General features: G+C 69.9%; 20 protein-coding genes. 11 read left to right on the top strand and 9 right to left on the bottom strand.

Annotated elements, in window-relative coordinates; all coding sequences use genetic code 11:
* Positions 1-244 precede the first annotated feature (244 nt).
* The 6 genes from urtA to AB0H71_RS11090 all read left to right on the top strand — a co-directional run bounded on the left by urtA (position 245) and on the right by AB0H71_RS11090 (position 5,901).
* Positions 245-1,507, top strand: a complete 1,263-nt coding sequence (gene urtA, locus AB0H71_RS11115; RefSeq protein WP_357018000.1) for an urea ABC transporter substrate-binding protein — start codon at positions 245-247, stop codon at positions 1,505-1,507.
* A 69-nt stretch (positions 1,508-1,576) separates the two neighbouring features.
* A complete protein-coding gene (gene urtB, locus AB0H71_RS11110; protein WP_357017997.1) occupies positions 1,577-2,461 on the top strand; it encodes an urea ABC transporter permease subunit UrtB in 885 nt (294 codons plus the stop codon).
* Positions 2,458-3,585 (top strand): urea ABC transporter permease subunit UrtC, encoded by a 1,128-nt coding sequence (gene urtC, locus AB0H71_RS11105; RefSeq protein ID WP_357017994.1) that lies wholly within the window; start codon positions 2,458-2,460, stop codon positions 3,583-3,585. The genes urtB and urtC overlap by 4 nt, the downstream gene beginning before the upstream one ends.
* Positions 3,582-4,421: an urea ABC transporter ATP-binding protein UrtD gene (urtD, locus tag AB0H71_RS11100; protein WP_357017991.1), complete on the top strand. Its 840-nt coding sequence runs from the start codon at positions 3,582-3,584 to the stop codon at positions 4,419-4,421. The genes urtC and urtD overlap by 4 nt, the downstream gene beginning before the upstream one ends.
* The gene (urtE, locus tag AB0H71_RS11095) at positions 4,405-5,097 is read left to right on the top strand and encodes an urea ABC transporter ATP-binding subunit UrtE (protein WP_357017988.1); all 693 of its coding nucleotides are present in this window, start codon (positions 4,405-4,407) and stop codon (positions 5,095-5,097) included. Before urtD ends, urtE begins: the two co-directional genes overlap by 17 nt.
* A gap of 6 nt (positions 5,098-5,103) precedes the next feature.
* Positions 5,104-5,901, top strand: coding sequence for a GntR family transcriptional regulator (locus AB0H71_RS11090; protein WP_357017985.1), 798 nt, complete (start codon positions 5,104-5,106; stop codon positions 5,899-5,901).
* Here AB0H71_RS11090 and AB0H71_RS11085 read toward each other — a convergent pair whose 3' ends face one another.
* From AB0H71_RS11085 to AB0H71_RS11070, 4 genes are all read right to left on the bottom strand, one after another.
* On the bottom strand, positions 5,902-8,601 hold the full coding sequence (locus AB0H71_RS11085; RefSeq protein ID WP_357017983.1) for a hypothetical protein: 2,700 nt from the start codon (positions 8,599-8,601) through the stop codon (positions 5,902-5,904).
* A gap of 171 nt (positions 8,602-8,772) precedes the next feature.
* On the bottom strand, positions 8,773-9,666 hold the full coding sequence (locus AB0H71_RS11080) for an NERD domain-containing protein (protein WP_357017980.1): 894 nt from the start codon (positions 9,664-9,666) through the stop codon (positions 8,773-8,775).
* A 22-nt stretch (positions 9,667-9,688) separates the two neighbouring features.
* On the bottom strand, positions 9,689-10,240 hold the full coding sequence (locus tag AB0H71_RS11075; RefSeq protein WP_357017977.1) for a carboxymuconolactone decarboxylase family protein: 552 nt from the start codon (positions 10,238-10,240) through the stop codon (positions 9,689-9,691).
* 21 nt (positions 10,241-10,261) lie between these two features.
* Positions 10,262-11,014 carry a TetR/AcrR family transcriptional regulator C-terminal domain-containing protein gene (locus AB0H71_RS11070; protein WP_357017974.1) on the bottom strand — a complete coding sequence of 251 codons (753 nt, stop codon included), beginning with the start codon at positions 11,012-11,014 and terminating at the stop codon, positions 10,262-10,264.
* Between the two features lie 60 nt (positions 11,015-11,074).
* On the opposite strand from AB0H71_RS11070, the gene AB0H71_RS11065 reads away from it, so the two are divergent.
* Positions 11,075-11,482, top strand: a complete 408-nt coding sequence (locus AB0H71_RS11065) for a VOC family protein (RefSeq protein WP_357017971.1) — start codon at positions 11,075-11,077, stop codon at positions 11,480-11,482.
* Position 11,483: 1 nt separating this feature from the next.
* On the opposite strand, the gene AB0H71_RS11060 is transcribed toward AB0H71_RS11065, so the two are convergent.
* Complete coding sequence (locus AB0H71_RS11060) at positions 11,484-12,329, bottom strand: NmrA family NAD(P)-binding protein (protein WP_357017969.1); 846 nt, start codon at positions 12,327-12,329, stop codon at positions 11,484-11,486.
* 80 nt (positions 12,330-12,409) lie between these two features.
* On the opposite strand from AB0H71_RS11060, the gene AB0H71_RS11055 reads away from it, so the two are divergent.
* The 3 genes from AB0H71_RS11055 (at position 12,410) to AB0H71_RS11045 (ending at position 13,771) form a co-directional block, all read left to right on the top strand.
* Positions 12,410-12,787 carry a helix-turn-helix domain-containing protein gene (locus tag AB0H71_RS11055; protein WP_357017966.1) on the top strand — a complete coding sequence of 126 codons (378 nt, stop codon included), beginning with the start codon at positions 12,410-12,412 and terminating at the stop codon, positions 12,785-12,787.
* Positions 12,788-12,815: 28 nt separating this feature from the next.
* On the top strand, positions 12,816-13,235 hold the full coding sequence (locus tag AB0H71_RS11050; RefSeq protein WP_357017963.1) for a PPOX class F420-dependent oxidoreductase: 420 nt from the start codon (positions 12,816-12,818) through the stop codon (positions 13,233-13,235).
* Between the two features lie 251 nt (positions 13,236-13,486).
* The gene (locus tag AB0H71_RS11045; protein WP_357017960.1) at positions 13,487-13,771 is read left to right on the top strand and encodes a hypothetical protein; all 285 of its coding nucleotides are present in this window, start codon (positions 13,487-13,489) and stop codon (positions 13,769-13,771) included.
* Positions 13,772-13,820: 49 nt separating this feature from the next.
* Here the strand turns inward: AB0H71_RS11045 and AB0H71_RS11040 are convergent, their stop codons facing one another.
* Together AB0H71_RS11040 and lpdA are read right to left on the bottom strand one after the other, a co-directional pair.
* On the bottom strand, positions 13,821-14,492 hold the full coding sequence (locus AB0H71_RS11040; RefSeq protein WP_357017957.1) for a polysaccharide deacetylase family protein: 672 nt from the start codon (positions 14,490-14,492) through the stop codon (positions 13,821-13,823).
* A 60-nt stretch (positions 14,493-14,552) separates the two neighbouring features.
* A complete protein-coding gene (gene lpdA, locus AB0H71_RS11035) occupies positions 14,553-15,956 on the bottom strand; it encodes a dihydrolipoyl dehydrogenase (RefSeq protein WP_357017955.1) in 1,404 nt (467 codons plus the stop codon).
* Positions 15,957-15,972: 16 nt separating this feature from the next.
* Here lpdA and AB0H71_RS11030 point away from each other — a divergent pair, with 16 nt between their 5' ends.
* Positions 15,973-18,141: a prolyl oligopeptidase family serine peptidase gene (locus AB0H71_RS11030; protein WP_357018505.1), complete on the top strand. Its 2,169-nt coding sequence runs from the start codon at positions 15,973-15,975 to the stop codon at positions 18,139-18,141.
* Position 18,142: 1 nt separating this feature from the next.
* Here AB0H71_RS11030 and AB0H71_RS11025 read toward each other — a convergent pair whose 3' ends face one another.
* Both AB0H71_RS11025 and AB0H71_RS11020 read right to left on the bottom strand, forming a co-directional pair.
* Complete coding sequence (locus tag AB0H71_RS11025) at positions 18,143-19,006, bottom strand: alpha/beta fold hydrolase (RefSeq protein ID WP_357017953.1); 864 nt, start codon at positions 19,004-19,006, stop codon at positions 18,143-18,145.
* Positions 19,007-19,028: 22 nt separating this feature from the next.
* On the bottom strand, positions 19,029-19,634 hold the full coding sequence (locus AB0H71_RS11020) for a TetR/AcrR family transcriptional regulator (protein WP_357017951.1): 606 nt from the start codon (positions 19,632-19,634) through the stop codon (positions 19,029-19,031).
* Positions 19,635-19,920 lie beyond the last annotated feature (286 nt).

Here is a 19,920-nt window from a genome sequence, read left to right as displayed (position 1 = left end):
TATTTTCCGCAGCCTGCCGCAGGGCCTCCGGGCTACGCAACCGTAGGCACCAGGACGTTCTCACCGGCGGTCACGGCACGGCATCGGAAAGGTTTCACACAGGCGAAACATCGGCAACGAACTCGTCACCGACAGATATCCCTGGGCAACAACGGCGGCCTACCTTTTATCGCGGATACGGCCTCTGTATACATCCTGACGTGGGCGTATTCCGTTTGTTCGATGAGGAGAAGGGTTCGCCCCCATGTCAGATTCCCGCTCGAGAAAACTCCTGCGCGTCGCCGCGGTGCCGGCCGCGATCGCGCTCGCCGGACTCCTGGTGACCGCCTGCGGCGCCAAGGACGACGCCTCGACCGACGGCTCCGGTGCCGCGTCCTGCGTCGACACCTCGCAGCCGACCATCAAGGTCGGCTCGCTGCACTCGCTCTCCGGCACCATGGCGATCTCCGAGGTCACCGTGGCGAACTCGACCAAGCTGGCGGTGGACCAGATCAACGCGGCCGGCGGTGTGCTCGGCAAGCAGATCCAGATCGTCCTGGAGGACGGCGCCTCGGACCCGAAGACCTTCGCGGAGAAGGCCGAGAAGCTCATCAGCTCGGACTGCGTGGCCGCGGTCTTCGGCGGCTGGACCTCGTCCAGCCGCAAGGCCATGAAGCCCAAGTTCGAGAGCCTGAACTCGCTGCTCTACTACCCCGTGCAGTACGAGGGGCTGGAGGACAGCAAGAACATCTTCTACACCGGCGCCACCACCAACCAGCAGATCATCCCCGCGCTGGACTACCTGAAGCAGAAGGGCGTGAAGTCGCTCTACCTGGTCGGCTCGGACTACGTCTTCCCGCAGACCGCGAACCGCGAGATCAAGGCGTACGCGGCGGCGAACGGCATCGAGATCAAGGGTGAGGACTACACCCCGCTCGGCTCCACCGACTTCTCCACCATCGTCAACAAGGTCCGCACCGCCGACGCGGACGCCGTCTTCAACACCCTGAACGGCGACTCCAATGTCGCCTTCTTCCGCGAGTACACCAATGCCGGGCTGAAGGCCGCGGACATGCCGGTGGTCTCGGTGTCGATCGCCGAGGAGGAGGTCGCCGGCATCGGCGCGCAGAACATCGCGGGCCAGCTGACCGCCTGGAACTACTACCAGACCGTGGACTCGCCGGAGAACAAGGCGTTCGTGGCCGCGTACAAGGCCGCCTTCGGCGCGGACAAGCCCACCTCGGACCCGATGGAGGCGGCGTACGCCTCGGTCTTCCTGTGGAAGAACACGGTGGAGAAGGCGAACTCGTTCGCGGTCGCCGATGTGCAGGGCGCGGCCGACGGCGTGAGCTTCGCGGCGCCCGAGGGGCCGGTGACCATCGACGGCAAGAACCACCACATCACCAAGACCGCCCGGATCGGCGAGATCCGCCCCGACGGGCTGATCTACACGGTCTGGGATTCGGGCAGCCCGATCAAGCCGGACCCGTACCTGGAGTCCTACCCCTGGGCCGACGGCCTGAAGTAACTCCCCGACACCGGTGCGGGGCGGCGGCGCCGCCCCGCACCGGCTCGATCCCGAAGGGGGTACTCCTCGATGGACGTCATGATCGGCCAGCTCTTCACCGGGCTGAGCCTCGGATCGATTCTCCTGCTCGCCGCGCTCGGGCTCTCGCTGACCTTCGGTCAGATGGGCGTGATCAATATGGCGCACGGCGAGTTCATCATGGCCGGCTGCTACACCACCTTCGTCGTGCAGACGGTGGTCTCCTCGGCCGGTGTCTCGCTGCTCATCTCGCTGGTGATCGGCTTCCTGGTCGGCGGGTTGCTCGGCGCCGCACTGGAGATGGGGCTCATCCGCTGGATGTACGATCGGCCGCTGGACACCCTGCTGGTGACCTTCGGCGTCGGGCTGGTGCTGCAGCAGCTGGCCCGCGACATCTTCGGCGCCCCGGCCAAGAACGTGCTGGTGCCGGAGTTCCTCAGCGGCGGCATCACCATTCTCGGCGCGGTGGTGCCGAAGACCCGCATCTTCATTCTGGCGCTGGCGATTCTGGCGGTGACGGCGCTGGCCGTCGCGCTCAAGACCACCCCGCTCGGCAGGCGCATCCGGGCCGTGGTGCAGAACCGCAGCCTGGCCGAGACCAGCGGCGTCTCCAGCCGGTTCACCGATATCAGCACCTTCTTCATCGGGTCGGGGCTGGCCGGGGTGGCCGGCGTCGCGCTCACCCTGATCGGCTCGACCAGCCCGACCATCGGGCAGAGCTACCTGATCGACGCCTTCCTGGTGGTGGTGATCGGCGGGCTCGGGCAGATCAAGGGCACGGTGATCGCGGCCTTCGCGCTCGGGCTGCTCAACTCCTTCATCGAATACTCCACCACGGCCTCGATCGCCAAGGTGATCGTCTTCGTGCTCATCGTGATCTTCCTGCAGGTCCGGCCGCAGGGGCTGTTCACCGTCCGGACAAGGAGTCTGGCATGACCACGCTCACACAACGGTGGCGCGCGAACTCCAGGGTCACCACGCTGGCCGGCTTCGCGGTGGCGGCGGTGCTGCTCTTCGCGGTGGCCCCGGCGGTGCTCAGCGACTTCCGGCTGAACCTGCTCGCCAAGTTCCTCTGCTTCGCCATCGTGGCGGCCGGGATCGGGCTGGCCTGGGGCCGGGGTGGCATGCTCACCCTCGGCCAGGGCGTGTTCTTCGGGATCGGCGCCTACATCATGGCCATGCACCTGCAGCTGGCCGACGCCGCGCGGCTCGGCAACGACCTGCCGGAGTTCATGGATATCGCCGGGATCAGGGAGCTGCCCGCGATCTGGGTGCCGTTCGCCTCGGCGCCGGTCGCGGTGCTCGGCATTCTCGTGATACCGGCGCTGGTCGCGGCGGTACTCGGCTACGGGGTGTTCAAGCGCCGGGTGAAGGGCGCGTACTTCGCCATCCTGAGCCAGGCGCTGGCGGCCGCGCTGGCCATCCTGCTCACCGGGCAGCAGGCGCTCGGCGGGTTCACCGGGCTCTCGGATTTCCGCGCCTTCTTCGGGTTCAAGCTCTCCGACCCGGCCAACCGGCAGATGCTCTTCTTCATCGCCGCGGGCACGCTGCTCGTGGTGGTCGCCATCGTGCGGCAGCTCATGCGGAGCCGCTACGGCGAGCTGCTGGTGGCCGTGCGCGACCAGGAGGAGCGGGTGCGCTTCCTCGGCTACGACCCGGCCAATATCAAGATCGTGGCGTACGTGGTCGCGGCGTTCTTCGCCGGGATCGCCGGTGCGCTCTTCACCCCGATCGTCGGGATCATCTCGCCCGCGGATATCGGCGTCGTGCCCTCCATCGCCTTCCTGATCGGCGTCGCCATCGGCGGGCGCACCACGCTGCTCGGGCCGGTGCTCGGCGCGATCGGCGTGGCCTGGGCGCAGACCTCGCTCTCCGAGCAGTTCCCGTCCGGCTGGACCTACCTGCAGGGCGTGCTGTTCATCGTGGTGGTCGGCTTCATCCCGGCCGGGCTGGCCGGGATCTGGCCGATGCTCAAGGGCCGCGTGGACTTCGGGCGGTTCCGGCGCAGGCCGGAGCCGGAACCGGCGGCCCCCGAACGAGAGAAGGTGGCGGCGCCATGAGTGCACCGGCCAAGGCGGGGATGTCCGCCGAGTACCTGGAGGTGCGCGGCCTCTCGGTGAGCTTCGACGGCTTCAAAGCCGTCACCGACGTAGATCTCACCGTGCTCTCCGGCGACCTGCGCTTCCTGATCGGCCCGAACGGCGCGGGCAAGACCACCCTGATCGACGCCATCACCGGCCTGGTGCCCGGCACCGGGTCGGTGCAGAAGACCGGGGTGGAGCTGCTCGGCAAGAAGGTGCACCAGATCGCGCGCGCCGGGATCGGACGGACCTTCCAGACCGCGAGCGTGTTCGAGCAGCTCACGGTGTTGCAGAACCTCGATATCGCGGCGGGCGCCGGTCGCTCGGCGCTGACGCTGCTCCGCACCAGGAAGTCGGTGTTGCCCGCCATCGAGGAGGCGCTGGAGACCACCGGCCTCACCGCGCTGCGGGACAAACCGGCGGGCGTGCTCGCGCACGGCCAGAAGCAGTGGCTGGAGATCGGCATGCTGCTGGTGCAGAACGCCACCGTGCTGCTGCTGGACGAGCCGGTGGCGGGCATGAGCGCCGAGGAGCGCGAGGAGACCGGGAACCTGCTGCGCCGGATCGGCGGCGAGCGCGTCGTCGTGGTGGTCGAGCACGACATGGACTTCATGCGCTCGTTCGCCAACTCGGTGACGGTGCTGGCCGGCGGCAAGCTGCTCAGCGAGGGCACCGTCGAACAGGTGCAGGCCGATCCCAAGGTGCAGGAGGTGTACCTCGGCACGGCGGCCGAGATCGACAGCACCGGAGCCGATCTGAGCGATGTCACGGTGATCGCCGTGGAGGAGGAGACCGACGATGCTCGAGCTCGATGACGTGCGCTCCGGCTACGGCCGCACCGAGGTGATCCACGGCGCCACGCTGACCGTGCCGGACGACAGCGTGGTGGCGGTCATGGGCCACAACGGCGCGGGCAAGACCACGCTGCTGCGCACCGCGGTCGGGCTGATCGGGGTGAAGTCGGGGCGGATCGCCTTCGACGGCGAGACCATCACCAAGCTCGCGCCCTCCCGGCGGGTGCGCCGCGGCATCGCCTACGTGCCGCAGGGGCAGCAGAGCTTCGGCCAGCTCAGCACCATGGAGAACCTCCAGGTGGTGGCGGACGGGCGGAAACGCGGGAAGGCGCTGATCGACGAGGCGCTCGACCTCTTCCCCGCGCTGCGCGAGCTGCTCCCGCGCAAGGCCGGGCTGCTCTCCGGCGGCCAGCGCCAGCAGCTGGCCATCGCGCGGGCGCTGATCACCGAGCCGAAGCTGCTCATCCTGGACGAGCCGACCGAGGGGATCCAGCCCTCGGTGGTGGCGGAGATCGAACGCACCATCATCGACCTCACCCGGCGTGGTGGGTTGAGCGTGCTGCTGGTGGAGCAGCACATCGGCTTCGCGCTGCAGGCGGCGCAGCACTACTACGTGCTGCAGTCCGGGCGGATCAGCTCCAGCGGGGAGGGTGGGGCGGGCGCGGAGAGCGCGGTGCGCTCCGCCATGGCGATCTGAGCCTCGATGGCGCGGATTTCGCTGCGCGAGCAGGTCTACGACGCGCTGCGGCGGGACCTGGCGGGCGGGGTGCTGCCCGCCACCGAGCGGCTCCGCGAGGAGCGGCTGGCCGCCGGGTACGGCGTCTCCCGCACCCCCGTGCGGGAGGCGCTGGCCCGGTTGCTCGCCGACGGGCTGGTGCAGCGGCACGCGGACGGGCTGTACCCGTTCCGGCCCCGGCTCGATGAGCTGGACAACCTGTACGAGCTGCGGATCGTGCTGGAGGCGCGGGGGTTGCAGCGGGCCATGCCCGCCCCCGGTCTCGCCGGTGGGGGCGGGTTCACCGCCGCCATCAGGGCGGATAGCGAATCGGTGGGCACCATCGGGACCGGCGGGGGAACCGCGGCATTGTCGGGTGCGGGCGCCAACCTCCCCCGGCATGACCTCGCGGCGGTGCGCACCGAGCTGGCCGTCTGGCGGGCACTGCGGGACGACCCGCCCGAGCCGGGCCCGGCGTTGGTCGCGGCGGACGAGGGGTTCCACCTGACCCTGCTGCGCGCCGCCGGGAACCCGGCGCTGGCCGACGCGCTGCACACCGTCTACGAGCGGGTGCGCCCGGTGCGCACCATGGACCTGCCCAACCCGGAGCGCATCGCGGTGATGACCGCCGAGCACATCACGGTCGCCGAGCACCTGCTCGCCGGTGACCTGGACGCCGCGCTGCACGCGCTCACCACCCACATCGATACCTCGCGGGCCCATGTCCGGGCGCGCGCCGAGCAGGCACTGGAGTACACCAAACTCGCCCGCGCGGTGCGGGATTGACTATTCGTCGGTCTGCGGACACCAGTCCTCGGACCGCTGCTCGGGGTCGGGTGGTCCGCAATATCCGCGAAAATCGGGAACGACCTCGCCACTCATCACGTGCACGACGGTGATGGGCTTGTTCAGCGGAACGTTCCTGGCGATGTCACCGCCGTAGTCGATGGTTCCGGTCACGCCTTCCAGTGCTTTGCTCGGCTGGCCGTCGTCCTGGTGCGGTGTGTGGATAGCGGTGATCTCGCGCCAGACGGCACCTGTGCTGAGCGGAATCGGCGGCTGTGAGTCGTGCAGGTACGTGGCCGCGGTGATAAGCACCTGCGTGGCGTCGTAGGCCAATGGCCCATACGGGTCGGACGGCGGACCGCTGTCGGGCGGCTGGGAAGCGAACAGCGTGTTCCAGGGCTCGTAGTAGTCCTGGGCGGCACCGGCTCCGATGGCATCGTTGGCGAAGGACAGGTAGTAGTAAGGAATCGCGCGCGTCCGGGTGCGCATAGCGTCATCGGCGACATGGTTGGCGATATCGTCATCGCCGATCAGCAAGCTGTCGTTGCCGCCGCACCCTTCCGCGCCGGAGATGAACTCCTCGAAATCGGCGCCGCGAGCGGCGAAGAACGTCACCCCCCGATAATCACCACAGATGTCCCGTCCCGCGGCCCCGGCATTGAGCTGGCCGGCAATGCCGGGAGGGGCGAAGGCGACCGACTTGACGGCGAATCCGAGAGCCTCGAATTCCTCGCGAGCATCCTGATACAGATTCGAACTGTAGATATCGTCCGCATCGCTGGAGTAGTAGATGCGAACCGTTCTCGGCCGGTTCTCCTCGCGCACCACCCGATCGGCGAAGGCCGCGGCGACCTGGGCTTCACGCCGGTTGCTCGGGGCCACCTGGAAATACAGCGGTGACGATTGCGCGAGCGTGTCCGCGGACAGCGTGGAGCTCACCATGGGCACCCCCATCCTCGACAGCTCGTGGATCAGGGTCAAGACGGTTCCCCTGCTCTGGTCCAGCCCCACGACTCCGACCACGGTCGGATCGCGGCGCAGGAGGGCACGCAGCGGCTCGACGAGCCGGTGCCCCTGGTCCAATTGCTTGCCCGCGTTGGCGAGCAGCACCTTGACCAGTGGTGTCGAAGCCGGGCCGCTCAGTTGCCTGGCCTGTGCGACCGCGACTCCTTCGATGGACTTGCGCGGCCCGGCCGACACGCTCGCGTCTCCGGCCGGTGCGGTGAATCCCTCCAGCACGATGATCGTGATGAACGGCCGACCAGGGTTGATGCGGTGCTGCTCCTCGGCTCGACGGTTCTGGTCGGCGATCACGGCTTCGACCTTCCGGAAGGCGTCGTCGGAAGGCAGGAAGGAGAACGAGCCATCGCTGATCCCCGCGCATTCACTGCCGGTCCAGATCAGATCTCGGTTACGCGAGCCGCAATGCCTGTCCCATTGCGCATCCTGCCACCACAGCGCCGTTCCGGCCGCCAGGGCGACGACGATGGCAGGCACCCCGATCCGGATCCATCGGCTCAACCACCATGCCGGTCGCACCCGTCTGGCGAAAACGCCGACCGGTCGCCATTCGTCTTCGGTGCGCTCGGGGTCCTTCTCGGGTTCGGGTATCCGGATGGGCAGAAACCAAGCCGTCCCCCGACGTCTCCGCTGGTCGCTGAGGAGTGCTGTACGCCAGTGCCCGTAGGCGGTGCCGGCCGCGGCTGCGGCGTCGCGAGGCCTGGCCGGGTCGTTGGCTCCGGCATCCGGCGGTACCTTGACACCGGCGGCGATCACCAGCAGCGGGTCGAAAAGTCCGGTTTGATTTCGCACGGTATTGATGGATTCCAGCAATGCGAAACCGCCGTTGCCGGCATCGACATTGTCGATCAGCAGAACGGGGTACACCGTTTCGCGCCGCCGCCACACCTGCCAGAACCTCAGGCGGTAGGCCCGGCGGAGATCTTCGAGAAAGGCGTGGACGAGCAGGAGCCGTACGGAATCCTGATCCTCGTTCTCCCGTTCGTTCTCGGTCAGCCGGCTGGCGAACCGCACGAACGTCCCCGACAACCCCGGCGCGAGGTAGGGCTGGCGGAGAAACCAGCGATAGTGGCCGGACAGAACAGGCACCCGCCCGGTCACCGCCACCTGGAATGTCACGACGGTCAGCAAGCGCAGGAACCACAGCGCTGCCCGCCACCACCAGGTGTCGCTGCCACTTTCCTGGTCGGCACGCTGTAACCAATGGCCGAGCCGCTCCGTGAGGCCGTGCCGCTGTAGCCGCAGCCGCAGCGTACGGTCCGGGTGGCGTTCGTCAGTGTCGACGCTCTGCTCCATCAACCACAGCAACAGGTGGAGCCGCTCGAATCGCAACCGCGGACCCCGGACATCGGGATTGCGCACGAAGCCCGATGACGCCTTCTCCAGGATGCCGCGGACGCGAGCGACGGATTCCGTCGGCTCCAAGCTCGCGTTCGCCGGGTCGGCCGAGCAGGAGAGAACCTGGTAGCTGCGGCGCAGATCGCTCGGGTACCGTGCTCTGAGCTTCTCGCTGATAGTTTTGAGAACATCAGCGCGATCCTTGCCCCGAACCAGACACAACATCGGCAGCCCACGACCATTGGTGTCCCGTGGCTCCGACCAGCGATCGCCGACCCGCGGCCGTCGGCACAGCTCGACGATGACGTCGAAAAGCTCTGTAGCGCCCGCGAATTCCCGCATCTTCGCCCCCTAGGCAAACCTGACCGCCCCCGGCAGGCACCACCGAACGCGAACCGGCTTCGCTGATCCCCGACCCCGTCGATCCTACGGCCGAATTCCTTGTCGGCAGCTTGAACAGATCAAAACGATCGGGTTGCGACAGCGCCACGAGGTGGAGAAGCGAGCACGACCTCAGCAGTCGGGTTGCAGCGGGAAGCAGGCTGGCGGGCGGGTGCTGGCGGCGGGCGCCGGGGTGCTGGTCGCGCTCGGCGCGACCGGCTCGCCGGTGTCGCCGTCGTCGTGGATGAGCGCCGTCGCGACCACCCCGAACACCACGAAGAGCCCGAGCAGCGCCGCCAGGATGATGGCCCAGGTGGTGGTGCGGTGGTGCCGGTGCGGTTCGCGCGGGGCCGGCGCGACCCGCGGCACCACCGGCGGCGGGATCACCGAGGGCCGCGGCTGCTCCGGTGACTGGTCGAACCCGGCGGCGAGCAGCTCGGCGCGCGGCGGCACCGCCTCGCCCGCGCCGAGTTCCCGGCAGGCGCCGAGTACCCCGTCGGCGGTCCAGGTGCGCGGCCCCTTGGCGAAGTTCTCCAGGTAGATGCGGAGTTCGGTGGCGTCGGCGGCATTGCCGACCACCACGTCCAGCCCCGGCCGCAGCGTGGTGCGGGCCGGGCGCACCACCACCCCGCGGAACGGGACGAGCACCGCCGCCCCGCAGACGTGGCCCGGGTCGCGCAGCCCGCGCTCCAGCGCCGCTCGCACCGCGTACGCGCTCTGCTCCACCCGGTCCGCGAGGTCGCCCTGGCCGTGATCCTCCAGGTCCAGCGGGGAATCGCTGATGGCCCAGGGCTTTCCGGTTGCGGCCGTGAGGATGCCGCTCTGCCTGCGCCGGAAGCCGAATACCTCGAGCACGGTGAGCCCGGTCGGGGTGAAGAGCACCGCGCCGACCCGGCGGGTGCCGCCGTTCTCCCCGATCGGCACGTCCAGCAGCGCGAGCCCGGTACTCGGCAGCGTGCCGAGACATTCCGCGAATTCCCGCTCGGCGCCGGAGAGTTCCGCCCCGGGCCGTACCCGCACCAGCATGAGGTTGTTCCCCCCGACGATCCTAGTTTTTCAGTGCAGGCAAAGTATCCCGCCGAATGCGCAGGGTCGTGATGGTTGCGGCCAAACCCTCGTATTGATTGACCAGCAGGACGATTTCGATGAGTTCGCGCTCGCCGTAGTGCGCGGCCAGCGCCTGCCAGGTGGCGTCGTCCAGGTCGCGCTCGGCGACCAGCTGGTCCACCGCGGCCAGCAGCGCCCGGTGCTTCTCCGACCACCCCTCCGCGCTCGGCCCGGTGCGCAGCCGCTCCACGATCTCGGGTGTCACCCCGGCCCGGCGGCCGAGCCGCAGGTGGTGGTCGTATTCGTAGTCGCAGTCGCGCAATTGGGCGACCCGCAGGATCACCAGCTCGGACTCGTGCCGCGGCAGCCGCCCGCCCGGCATGAGCTTGCCGGAGTAGTGCAGCCAGCCGCGGAACAGCCCGCGGGTGCGGCCCAGCGTGCTGAACAGCTGCGCGTCCCTGGTGCCGGAGGCGCGGGAGAGTGCCTGCCAGACGAGCCAGTTGATCGGACCGAGTTCGCTCAGCCGTCCGGGGGCGATCCGCGGGGTGGTCATGAGGGTCGAGTTTAGTGCGGATCAGGGTTCGATGAGGTCGGCGAAACCGGCCAGGAGGCGGGCGAGCCCGAACTCGTAGGCGTGCTCGGCGCTGTAGGCGGCGTCGTGCGCCCGGCCCGCGGCGGCGCCGACGCGGGTGGCGAGGGGGTAGCGCTCCGGGTCGACGACCCGCTCCAGGACCGGGCCGACGCGGGACCACCACTGCGCGTCGTCCAGGCCGGTCGCGGCGGCATTGCGGGCGAGGTCGATGCCGATCCGCGCGGTGGCGGCGACGAAGCCGAGCAGGTGGGTGAGGGCCGCGTCCACGGTGACGTCGTCCAGGCCGAGGCCGTCGAAGGCGGCGAGCTCGTGCTCGTACTTGGCGAGCTGGCCGGGGCCGAGCGGCGGGCGGGTGGCGGGCAGGTCGGTCACCCAGGGGTGGCTGGTGAGGAGCGCGCGGTTGGCGGCGGCGACCGCGCGGACCCGGTCGCGCCAGGGCAGCCCGGCGAGGTCGGCGCGCTCCATGGCGGCGTAGACGCTGTCCAGCATGAGGTCGAGCAGCTCCGCCTTGCCCGGCACGTAGGTGTAGGTGGCCATCGGGGTGAGGCCGAGCCGGTCGGCGACCGCGCGCATGGTGAGCGCGCCGAGCCCGTCGGCATCGGCCAGCGCGATGGCCGCGGCCACCACCTCGTCCACGCTGCGGCGCTGCCTCGGCCCGCGGCCGCGCGGACGCTCGCCCGGCTCGCGCCAGAGCAGCTCCAGCGTGCGCGCCGGGTCGTTCTTCTCGCTTGCCATTCGCCGAGCTTACATGTACAACGTATAGAGTACTTAGTACAGAGTTATTCGGGAGGTCTCGTGCACATCACCGCATCGGCTGTTTCGCTCAATGTCCCCGACCCGCGCGCCTCGGCCGACTTCGCCATCCGGCACCTGGGCTTCACCGAGCACATGGTGGCCGACGGCTTCATCGCGCTGCGCCGGCCGGACGCGGGATTCGACCTGATCTACCTGCGGACCGGGCTCGGCACCTTCAAACCGGCTCGGATCGCGGGCAGCGCGGGCGAGGGGCTGCTGGTCGTGTTCGTGGTGGACGACATCGACGCCGAGTACGCCCGGCTGCGGGCCGAGGGCGCGCCGATCGAGACCCCGATCGAGACCGAGGAGTGGGGTGAGCGCTACTTCCAGCTCACCGACCCGAACGGCATCGTGCTGCAGCTGGTGCAGTGGGTCTCCGGCCCGGCGGCGGCCGGGCCGGAGCACTGAGTCAGAGCGCGGCGCGGAATACCGATTCGGCGGTGGCCGCCGGGCGGCCGATGAGCTTCACCAGGTCGCCGGAGGTCACGTCGAGCGCGCCGGTCTCCACGCCCGCGTCGGAGTCGGCGAACACCTCGGCCACCGGCTCCGGGAGCCCGGACTCGACGAGCGCGGCGGTGTAGCCGGCGCGGCCCAGGTTCTCGTACCGCACCGGGGTGCCGAGCGCGGCGGCCATGGCGTCCGCGAGCTCGGCGTGCGTGAGCCGCTGGTCACCGCCGAGTTCGTAGACCCGGCCGCCCTGGTTCTCGCTGGTCAGCACGGCGGCGGCGGCCTCGGCGTAGTCGGCGCGCGCGGCGCCTGCGACCCGGCCGCCGCCCGCGGCGCCGGTGAAGGCACCGGTGGCCTTGGCCTCCTGCAGGCTGCCGAGGTAGTTCTCCCAGTACCAGCCGTTGCGCAGCAGGACGAGCGGGATGTCGCCCGTGCGCAGCACCTGCTCGGTGGCGCGGTGCTCGGCGGCCAGGATCAGCGGGGTGTGGTCGGCGTCCGGGATGCTGGTGTACGCGAGCAGCTCTACCCCGGCCCGCTCGGCGGCGCGCAGCACGGTGGTGTGCTGGGCGACCCGCTGCCCGAACTCGGTGCCGGAGATCAGCAGCAGCCGGGTGACGCCGGTGAGCGCGGCATCGAGCTGGTCCGGGTCGTCGTACGCCGCCCGGCGCACCTCGATACCGCGCTCGGCGAGGTCGGCGATCTTCTCCGGGGTGCGGGCGATCGCGATCGGCGCGGCGCCCGCGCGCGCCAGTGCCTCGACGACGAGACGGCCGAGCTGGCCACTTGCTCCGGTGACGGCGACGGTCATGGGTGTCCTCCTCTGGTACGAACTATTCCTCAGCACTAACTTTCCGTAAGCACTATTCATTCCGCCGCTATGCTCGGGGCATGGAAATGGAGTCCGACCCGCGGCTGGAGTCGGATGTCTTCGCCCGCAACTGCACGTCCCGGCCGGTGCTGCAGAACCTCGCGGGCCGCTGGGGCATCCTCGCCCTGGTCGCGCTGCGCGAGGGGCCGTACCGGTTCAGCGCGCTGCGCCGCCGGGTGGATGGGGTCAGCGAGCGCATGCTGGCCCAGACCCTGCGGGCCCTGGAGCGCGACGGCATGGTGCACCGCGAGGTGCTGGAGGCCATTCCGCCGCGGGTCGAGTACACCCTCACCGAGCTCGGCGCCGAGATCGCCGACCAGCTGGAGACGCTGGTCCAGCTGGTGGAGCGGAACATGCCGCGGGTGCGCGCGGCCCAGGACGCCTACGACCGGGACTGACCCGCGCCCCACCGCGGTTGTTCCTGCCATGGAACTCGATCGCGCCCTCGAATTCGCCCGCACCACCACCCGCTCGGTGCTCACCACGCTGCGCCGGGACGGCCGCCCACAGCTCTCCAACGTCCTGCACGTGACCGGTGCCGACGGAAGGATCCGCATCTCGATCACCGCCGACCGGGCCAAGTACCCCAACCTGCGCAGGCAGCCGTGGGCCGCGCTGCACGTCACCGACGCGTCGTTCGGCTCCTACGCCGTGCTCGAGGCCGATGCCGAGCTCACGGCTATCGCCACCGACCCCGGCGACGCGGCCGTCGACGCCCTCGTCGACTACTACCGGGCCGGCTCCGGTGAGCATCCGGACTGGGACGACTACCGCCGGGTCATGGTCGCCGACCGCCGCGTCCTCCTCACCCTCTCGCCGACGCGGGCGTACGGGTTGCTGCGCTGAGGGGCAGCCGCTCCTTCGAATCGCGCCCTCGAAATGCATGCTAACGAAGCGCGAGACATGCTGTCCGGCAACAGCATTGAGTTTCGAAGTGGTAGCGCGGAGCCGCTAGGGTGTGCGGATACCATTCCAGCTGCCCGATTGGGCAGAGTCCCGGCTGCGCGGGGTGACGCCCGACGAGTGGGAGATCATCGCCGCGGGTGAACTCACCGGTGACCGGCTCGCGGTGTTCGAACGATGGGAGGAGACCACCGATGAGCCATACACAGGGTGAGCGCACCGACCCGGTGCAGGCCGCGCTCGTCGCCGCCCACGGTGCGGACTGGGATATCGACAGCTTCGACTTCGCCCCCGGCGCCGAGCCGGTCGAAGTCCCGCCGCACGAGCCCGGCACGCTGACCGTACGCCGCACCGTCCAGTTGGTGCTGCCGGTCGAACAGGATCGGGCGCTCACCGAGGCGGCGGCCGGTTCGTCGGTCGACGAGGTCGCGTCGCAGTGGATCGGCACCGAGGCCGAGCTGCACCGTCGCACCGCCTGACCGCGCGACGCGGGCGAAGCCGGGACGCGAGACCTCGACGTCCCGCGGATCAGCCCAGCTCCGACACCCGCACGAACCGATACCCCCGCCCCCGCAACTCCCCGACGATCCGCGGAACCGCGGCCAACGCCTCCCCGCTCCCGTACATGACGTGCAGCAGCACGATCGACCCAGGACGCACCGCCCGAACCGTCTCGGCGGCGATATCCGCGGCCGTCGCCGAGCGCGGCTCGACATCCCACATGACGGTGGTCCGCCCGTGCGCGGCCAGATACCGCGGCAGGGCGAGGAACTTCTTCCCGTAGGGCGGGCGGAAGGTGATGTCGCCGGTGTACCCGGCGGCGCGGAGGGCGGTGTCGGTGCGCTCGACCTCGTCGCGCACGGTCCCCGGCGTCACGAAGACCATGCGGCGGTGGCTGTAGGTGTGGTTGCCCACCTCGTGCCCGGCGGCGACGATGGCGCGGCCGAGGTCGGGGTTGGCGTCGAGGTCGCGGCCGTTGAGGTAGAAGGTGGCGGGGACGCCGAGGTCGGCGAGGACGCGGAGGACCTCGGGGGCGCGCGTGCTCGGTCCGTCGTCCAGGGTCAGGGCAACCACCTGTTCGCTGGTCTCGACCCGGTCGACCAGTTCCCCGCCGAGCTGAAAGGAGCGGGCGTTCACCAGGCGGTAGAAGCCGAAGCTCAGCAGCAGAATCGAGACGAGGACACCCGCTACCCAACGCACCCGCCCATACAAACAGCGGCGCCCCGGCCGGGAAAGGCCGGGGCGCCGAGCAGAGCGCGATCAGAAGTTGATCATGTGCCCCGCGAGCCCGTGGAACGCCTCCTGCAGCGCCTCGCTGAGCGTCGGGTGGGTGTGCACATTGCGGGTGAGCTCGTTGACCGTGAGATCCCACTTCTGTGCCAGCGTGAGCTCGGGCAGCAGCTCGGAGACGTCGGGGCCGATGAGGTGGCCGCCGATGAGCTCGCCGTACTTCTTGTCCGAGATCAGCTTGACGAAACCGGTCGGGTCGCCGAGGCCGTGCGCCTTGCCGTTCGCGGTGAACGGGAAGGTCGCGACCTGCACGTCGTACCCCTCGTCGCGGGCCTGCGCCTCGGTCAGCCCGAAGCTGGCGACCTGCGGCTGACAGAAGGTGGCGCGCGGCATCATGCGGTAGTCGCCGAGCGGGACGGTGGGGGCGCCGGCGATGGTCTCGGCGGCGACCACGCCCTGCGCCTCCGCGACGTGCGCCAGCTGCAGCTTGGCGGTGACGTCGCCGATGGCGTAGATGTGCGGCACGTTGGTGCGCATGTCGTCGTCGATGGCGATGGCGCCGCGCTCGGTCAGCTCGACGCCGGTGTTCTCCAGGCCGTAGCCCTCCACCCGGGGCGCGAAGCCGACGGCCTGCAGCACCTTGTCGACGGTGACGGTCTCCACCGCGCCGCTCTTGTTGTCCTTGATCGAGACGGTGACCTTCGAGCCGTCGTCGTCGATGGACTGCACGGCGGCACCGGCGCTGATGGTGATGCCGAGCTTCTTGTACGCCTTGGTGATCTCCTTGGAGACGTCGGCGTCCTCGTTCGGCAGCGCGCGGTCCAGGAACTCCACGATGCGCACGTCGACGCCGTAGTTCTTGAGGACGTAGCCGAACTCCATGCCGATGGCGCCCGCGCCGACGATGAGGATCGAACCCGGCAGATTCCTGGTGAGGATCTGCTCCTCGTAGGTCACCACGTTCTCGCTCAGCGAGGTGCCGGGGAGCAGCTTGGTGATGGTGCCGGTGGCGATGATGGCATTGTCGAACGTGACCGTCTCGGTGCCGCCCTTCGACAGCTCCACCGAGATCGTGTTCGCGTCGGTGAAGGTGCCCTTCCCGTCGAACTCGTCGATCTTGTTCTTCTTCATCAGGAAGTGGACGCCCTTGACCCGGCCGTCCGCGACCTTGCGGCTGCGGTCGTACGCCGCGCCGAAGTCGAACGAGACGTCCCCCGAGATGCCGAAGGTCTTGGCTTCCTTGGTGAAGATGTGGGCGAGTTCGGCGTTGCGCAGCAGCGCCTTCGACGGGATGCACCCGACGTTCAGGCACACCCCGCCCCAGTATTTCTGCTCGACGATCGCTGTTCGCAGGCCGAGTTGAGCGGCGCGGATCGCGGCGACGTAACCGCCGGGACCAGCGCCGAGAACGACGACATCGTAGTGGGAAGTCACGGCATCGAGCGTAGTCCTGTATGCGCGGTCCGGCCCAGCCACCCGGGAGCGAACCCGGCCCGACCGCCGCGCCGCCGCGCCGCGCGACCGCCACATCCGCCACAATATGGGGATGACCGGCAGCGTTGACCCCAGTGCAAGCGATCCCCACCTGTGGCTGGAGGAGGTCACCGCCGAGCCGGTGCTGGACTGGGCGCGCGCCCGCAACGAGATCACGGTCGAGCGTTTCGCCTCCTCGGACCGGTTCCACGCGCTGCAGCGCCGGATCCTGGACATGCTGGACACCGACACCAAGATCGCCTTCCCGAACCGGCGCGGGCGGTGGCTGTACAACTACTGGCGCGATGCCGGGCACCCGCGCGGGCTCTGGCGGCGCACCACCTTCGACGAGTACGCGGGCGGCGCGCCGGACTGGGACGTGCTGATCGACCTGGACGCGGTCGCCACCGCCGAGGACGAGAACTGGGTGTGGGGCGGCGCGGTGGTGCTGCGCCCGGAGCAGAGCCGGGCGCTGATCAGCCTCTCCCGCGGCGGCGCGGACGCCAAGGTGGTGCGCGAGTTCGACCTGGCGACCAGGCGCTTCGTCGACCCCGATGAGGGCGGCTTCTTCCTGCCGGAGGCCAAGTCCAGGCTGAGCTGGATCGACCGGGACACCGTCTACGTCGGCACCGACTTCGGCCCGGGCTCACTGACCGACTCCGGCTACCCGCGGGTCGTCCGGCGCTGGCGGCGCGGCACCCCGGTGGAGGCGGCGGTCACGGTGTTCGAGGGCGCGGCGGCGGATGTCGCGGTCTCCGCCGGGTACGACCGCACCCCCGGCTTCGAGCGGCACTACGTCGCCAGGGCCACCGACTTCTACCACGAGGAGGTGTCGCTGCTCGGCCCGGACGACACCCTGACCAGGCTGGAGCTGCCCACCGACGCCGACGTCTCCTGGTACCGGGACTGGCTTCTGGTCCGGCTCAAGTCGCCGTGGCAACCGGGCGATACCGAGTTCCCGGCCGGCTCGCTGCTGGTCGCCGACTTCCCGGCCTTCCTCGGCGGCGGCCGCGAGTTCGAGGTGCTCTTCGCCCCCGACCCGCACACCGCCCTGCACACCTACGGCTGGACCGAGCACCACCTGCTGCTGGTGACGCTGCACGACGTGCGCACCGAGCTGTCCGTGCTGACCCCCGGCCCCGGGGGCTGGCAGCGCAGGCCGCTGGCCGACACCCCGCCCATGTCGACCACCGGCATCCTCAATCTGGACCGGCTGGAGTCCGGCGACGATTTCATGCTCGCCACCAGCGGGTTCACCACCCCGACGACGCTGCTGGCGAGTTCGGTGGGCGGCGAGACCGTCGAGCTGGCCCGCGAGCCCGCGTTCTACGACGCCACCGGCATCGAGACCGAGCAGTTCTTCGCCACCTCGGACGACGGAACCGCGGTGCCCTACTTCGTGATCCGGCACCGCGACCGGCGCGGCACACCGGGGCCCACCGTCATGTACGGGTACGGCGGCTTCGAGTCCTCCAACACCCCCGCCTACGCGGCCAGCTCCGGCATGGGCTGGCTGGAGTCGGGCGGCACCTGGGTGGTGACCAATATCCGCGGCGGCGGCGAGTACGGGCCGGAGTGGCACACCTCGGTGCTGAAGGCGAACCGGCACAAGGTGTACGAGGATTTCGCGGCCGTGGCCAGGGACCTGGTCAGCCGCGGCATCACCACCGCCGACCAGCTCGGCGCGGTCGGCGGCAGCAATGGCGGGCTGCTCATGGGCGTCATGCTCACCCGCTACCCGGAGCTGTTCGGCGCCATCGTCTGCCGGGTGCCGCTGCTCGACATGAAGCGGTACCACCTGCTGCTCGCCGGGGCCTCCTGGGTGGCCGAGTACGGCGACCCGGACGACCCGGCGGAGTGGGAGTTCCTCGGCCGCTACTCGCCCTACCAGAACACCGACCCGGAGCGCGCCTACCCGCCGATCCTGCTCACCTCCTCCACCAGGGACGACCGGGTGCACCCCGGGCACGCGCGCAAGATGGCCGCGCTGCTGGAGTCGCAGGGCCACCCGGTCTGGTACCACGAGAACATCGAGGGCGGGCACGGCGGCGCGGCCGACAACAAGCAGTCGGCCTTCCAGGCCGCGCTGCTCTGGGAGTTCTTCGGCCGCATGCTGCGCGACGGCGAGAGCCCGGGGCGGGGCTGAGTCAGCGGTCGCGCAGCCACTTCTCGACCCGGTCGACGGTGCTGCCGCACTCCCGGATCCAGCCGTTGTGGCCGAGCAGCTCCGGCTGGGTCCAGGTGGTCACCTCGGCCGCGGGCAGCTTGCGCAGCAGGTGCGCGGCCGAGGAGGCGGGGGCGATCTCGTCGCCGGTCATGGTGATCGAGAGGACCGGGAGCTTCAGCCTGCCGATCCGCTCCTCGTAGTCGATATCCGCGCCCATCGGCACGAAGCGGCCGGTGCGGGCGAGCCGGGCCCAGTCCGAGATCAGCACCCGGCTCTGCCTCCCGAACCCGGCCGGGCCGCCGATCCGATCGCCCGGCCAGTACCCGGCCACGCCCGCGGTGAGCGCGACCGCGGCCGTGCCGAGCAGCATTCCGGGGCCGGAGAGGCCGCGGAAGCCGCGGTGGTACGGGGTGCCGGAGGCGACCAGGATCAGCCCGCCGAGCCTGCCCCTGACCCGCGCGGCGTAGAGCACCGAGAGCTGGCCGCCGAGGCTGTGCCCGAGCAGGTACGGGGTGCTCTGCGGGAAGCGGTCGCGGACCACCTGGAAGATCGCGGGGAAGTCGACCGAGACCAGTTCGTGGTAGCCGTAGCCGCTGTCCGCGTCGGGCTTGGGGCGGCTGTCGCCGTTGCCGCGCAATTCGCCGATGGCGGTGTCGAAACCGCGCGCGGCGAGGTCGCGGGCGACGGTCTCGTAGTAGCCCCCGGGGACGCCGAGGCCGGGCACGATCACCACGGCGGGGCGCGGGGCGTCCGGCGTCACCGGGTGCCGGTGCGTGCCGGAGGCGCCGAGCAGCCGCACCGGGACGGTGGACCCGTCGGGCATCTGGATCGGAACGGTCTCCATGCGCCGCAGGCTACCGCGCTGCTCAGGCGCGGACGGCTCCGAGGATCACCCGGCTCAGCACCGCGATGACCTCGTCCAGCGGGGGGCGCGGGTCGGCGCCGCTCCACGCGTCGACCACGTAGTTCACCGCGCCGATCACCGCGAGCACCCGCATGTCGTAATCCCCGGCCGGGACCTCGCCGTGGCTGGCCGCCGACTCCACCGCGTCCGCCAGCATGGCCCCCCAGACCCGGCGCAGCTCCAGCCGGAACTTCTCCACCTTCGGCCCGGCGCCGACCACCTCGACCAGCGCCACCCTGGCCCGGCGCGGGTCGGTGCCGACCGATTCGATGTAGGCGCGGGTGGCGGCGTCGATGCGCACCAGCGCGCTCGCATCCCCGGTCACCGCAAGCGCTTTGGCGACCGAATCGCGGCACTCCCGGTCGATTTGTTCGTAAAGTTCCAAGAGCAGCGACTCGCGGCCGCTGAACTCCTCGTAGAACTGCCGCGAGGAGAGCCCGGCGTCCTTACAGATCGCCCCCACCGAACTGTTGGCGTACCCGTCCCGGGCGAATACCGTCAGGCCCGATTCCAGAAAACGCGCACGCCGTTGACGTTGCCGGTCCTCGACGGGCTGTCCGGCATACATACGCCCCGTATTCGCATCCTGTGACATCGCCGCAGACAATACAGAAGGGCCCGATCCCCTCGTCATGGATCAGGCCCTTCGCCGGAACCTCCGGCGAACCGCGCGTTAGCCGGAAGTTGGCAGTGTGACGGCTAATCCATGTGCCTCCCGAACAGCGTGGGTACCAGGCGTTTGCCGATCAGACGTTACGCACTGACCCGGAATTCTGGGGCGGATTTTGACGGACTTTCTTAGATTTTTTTCGGAAGCAAGCGCGGTAATGCCGGAGCGGCGTTCGGCGGGCGCG

Source organism: Nocardia sp. NPDC050697 (assembly GCF_040654395.1).
Lineage (GTDB): Bacteria > Actinomycetota > Actinomycetes > Mycobacteriales > Mycobacteriaceae > Nocardia.
The sequence above is the reverse complement of the archived record's forward strand: the minus strand, read 5'-3'. Positions and strand labels throughout refer to the sequence as shown.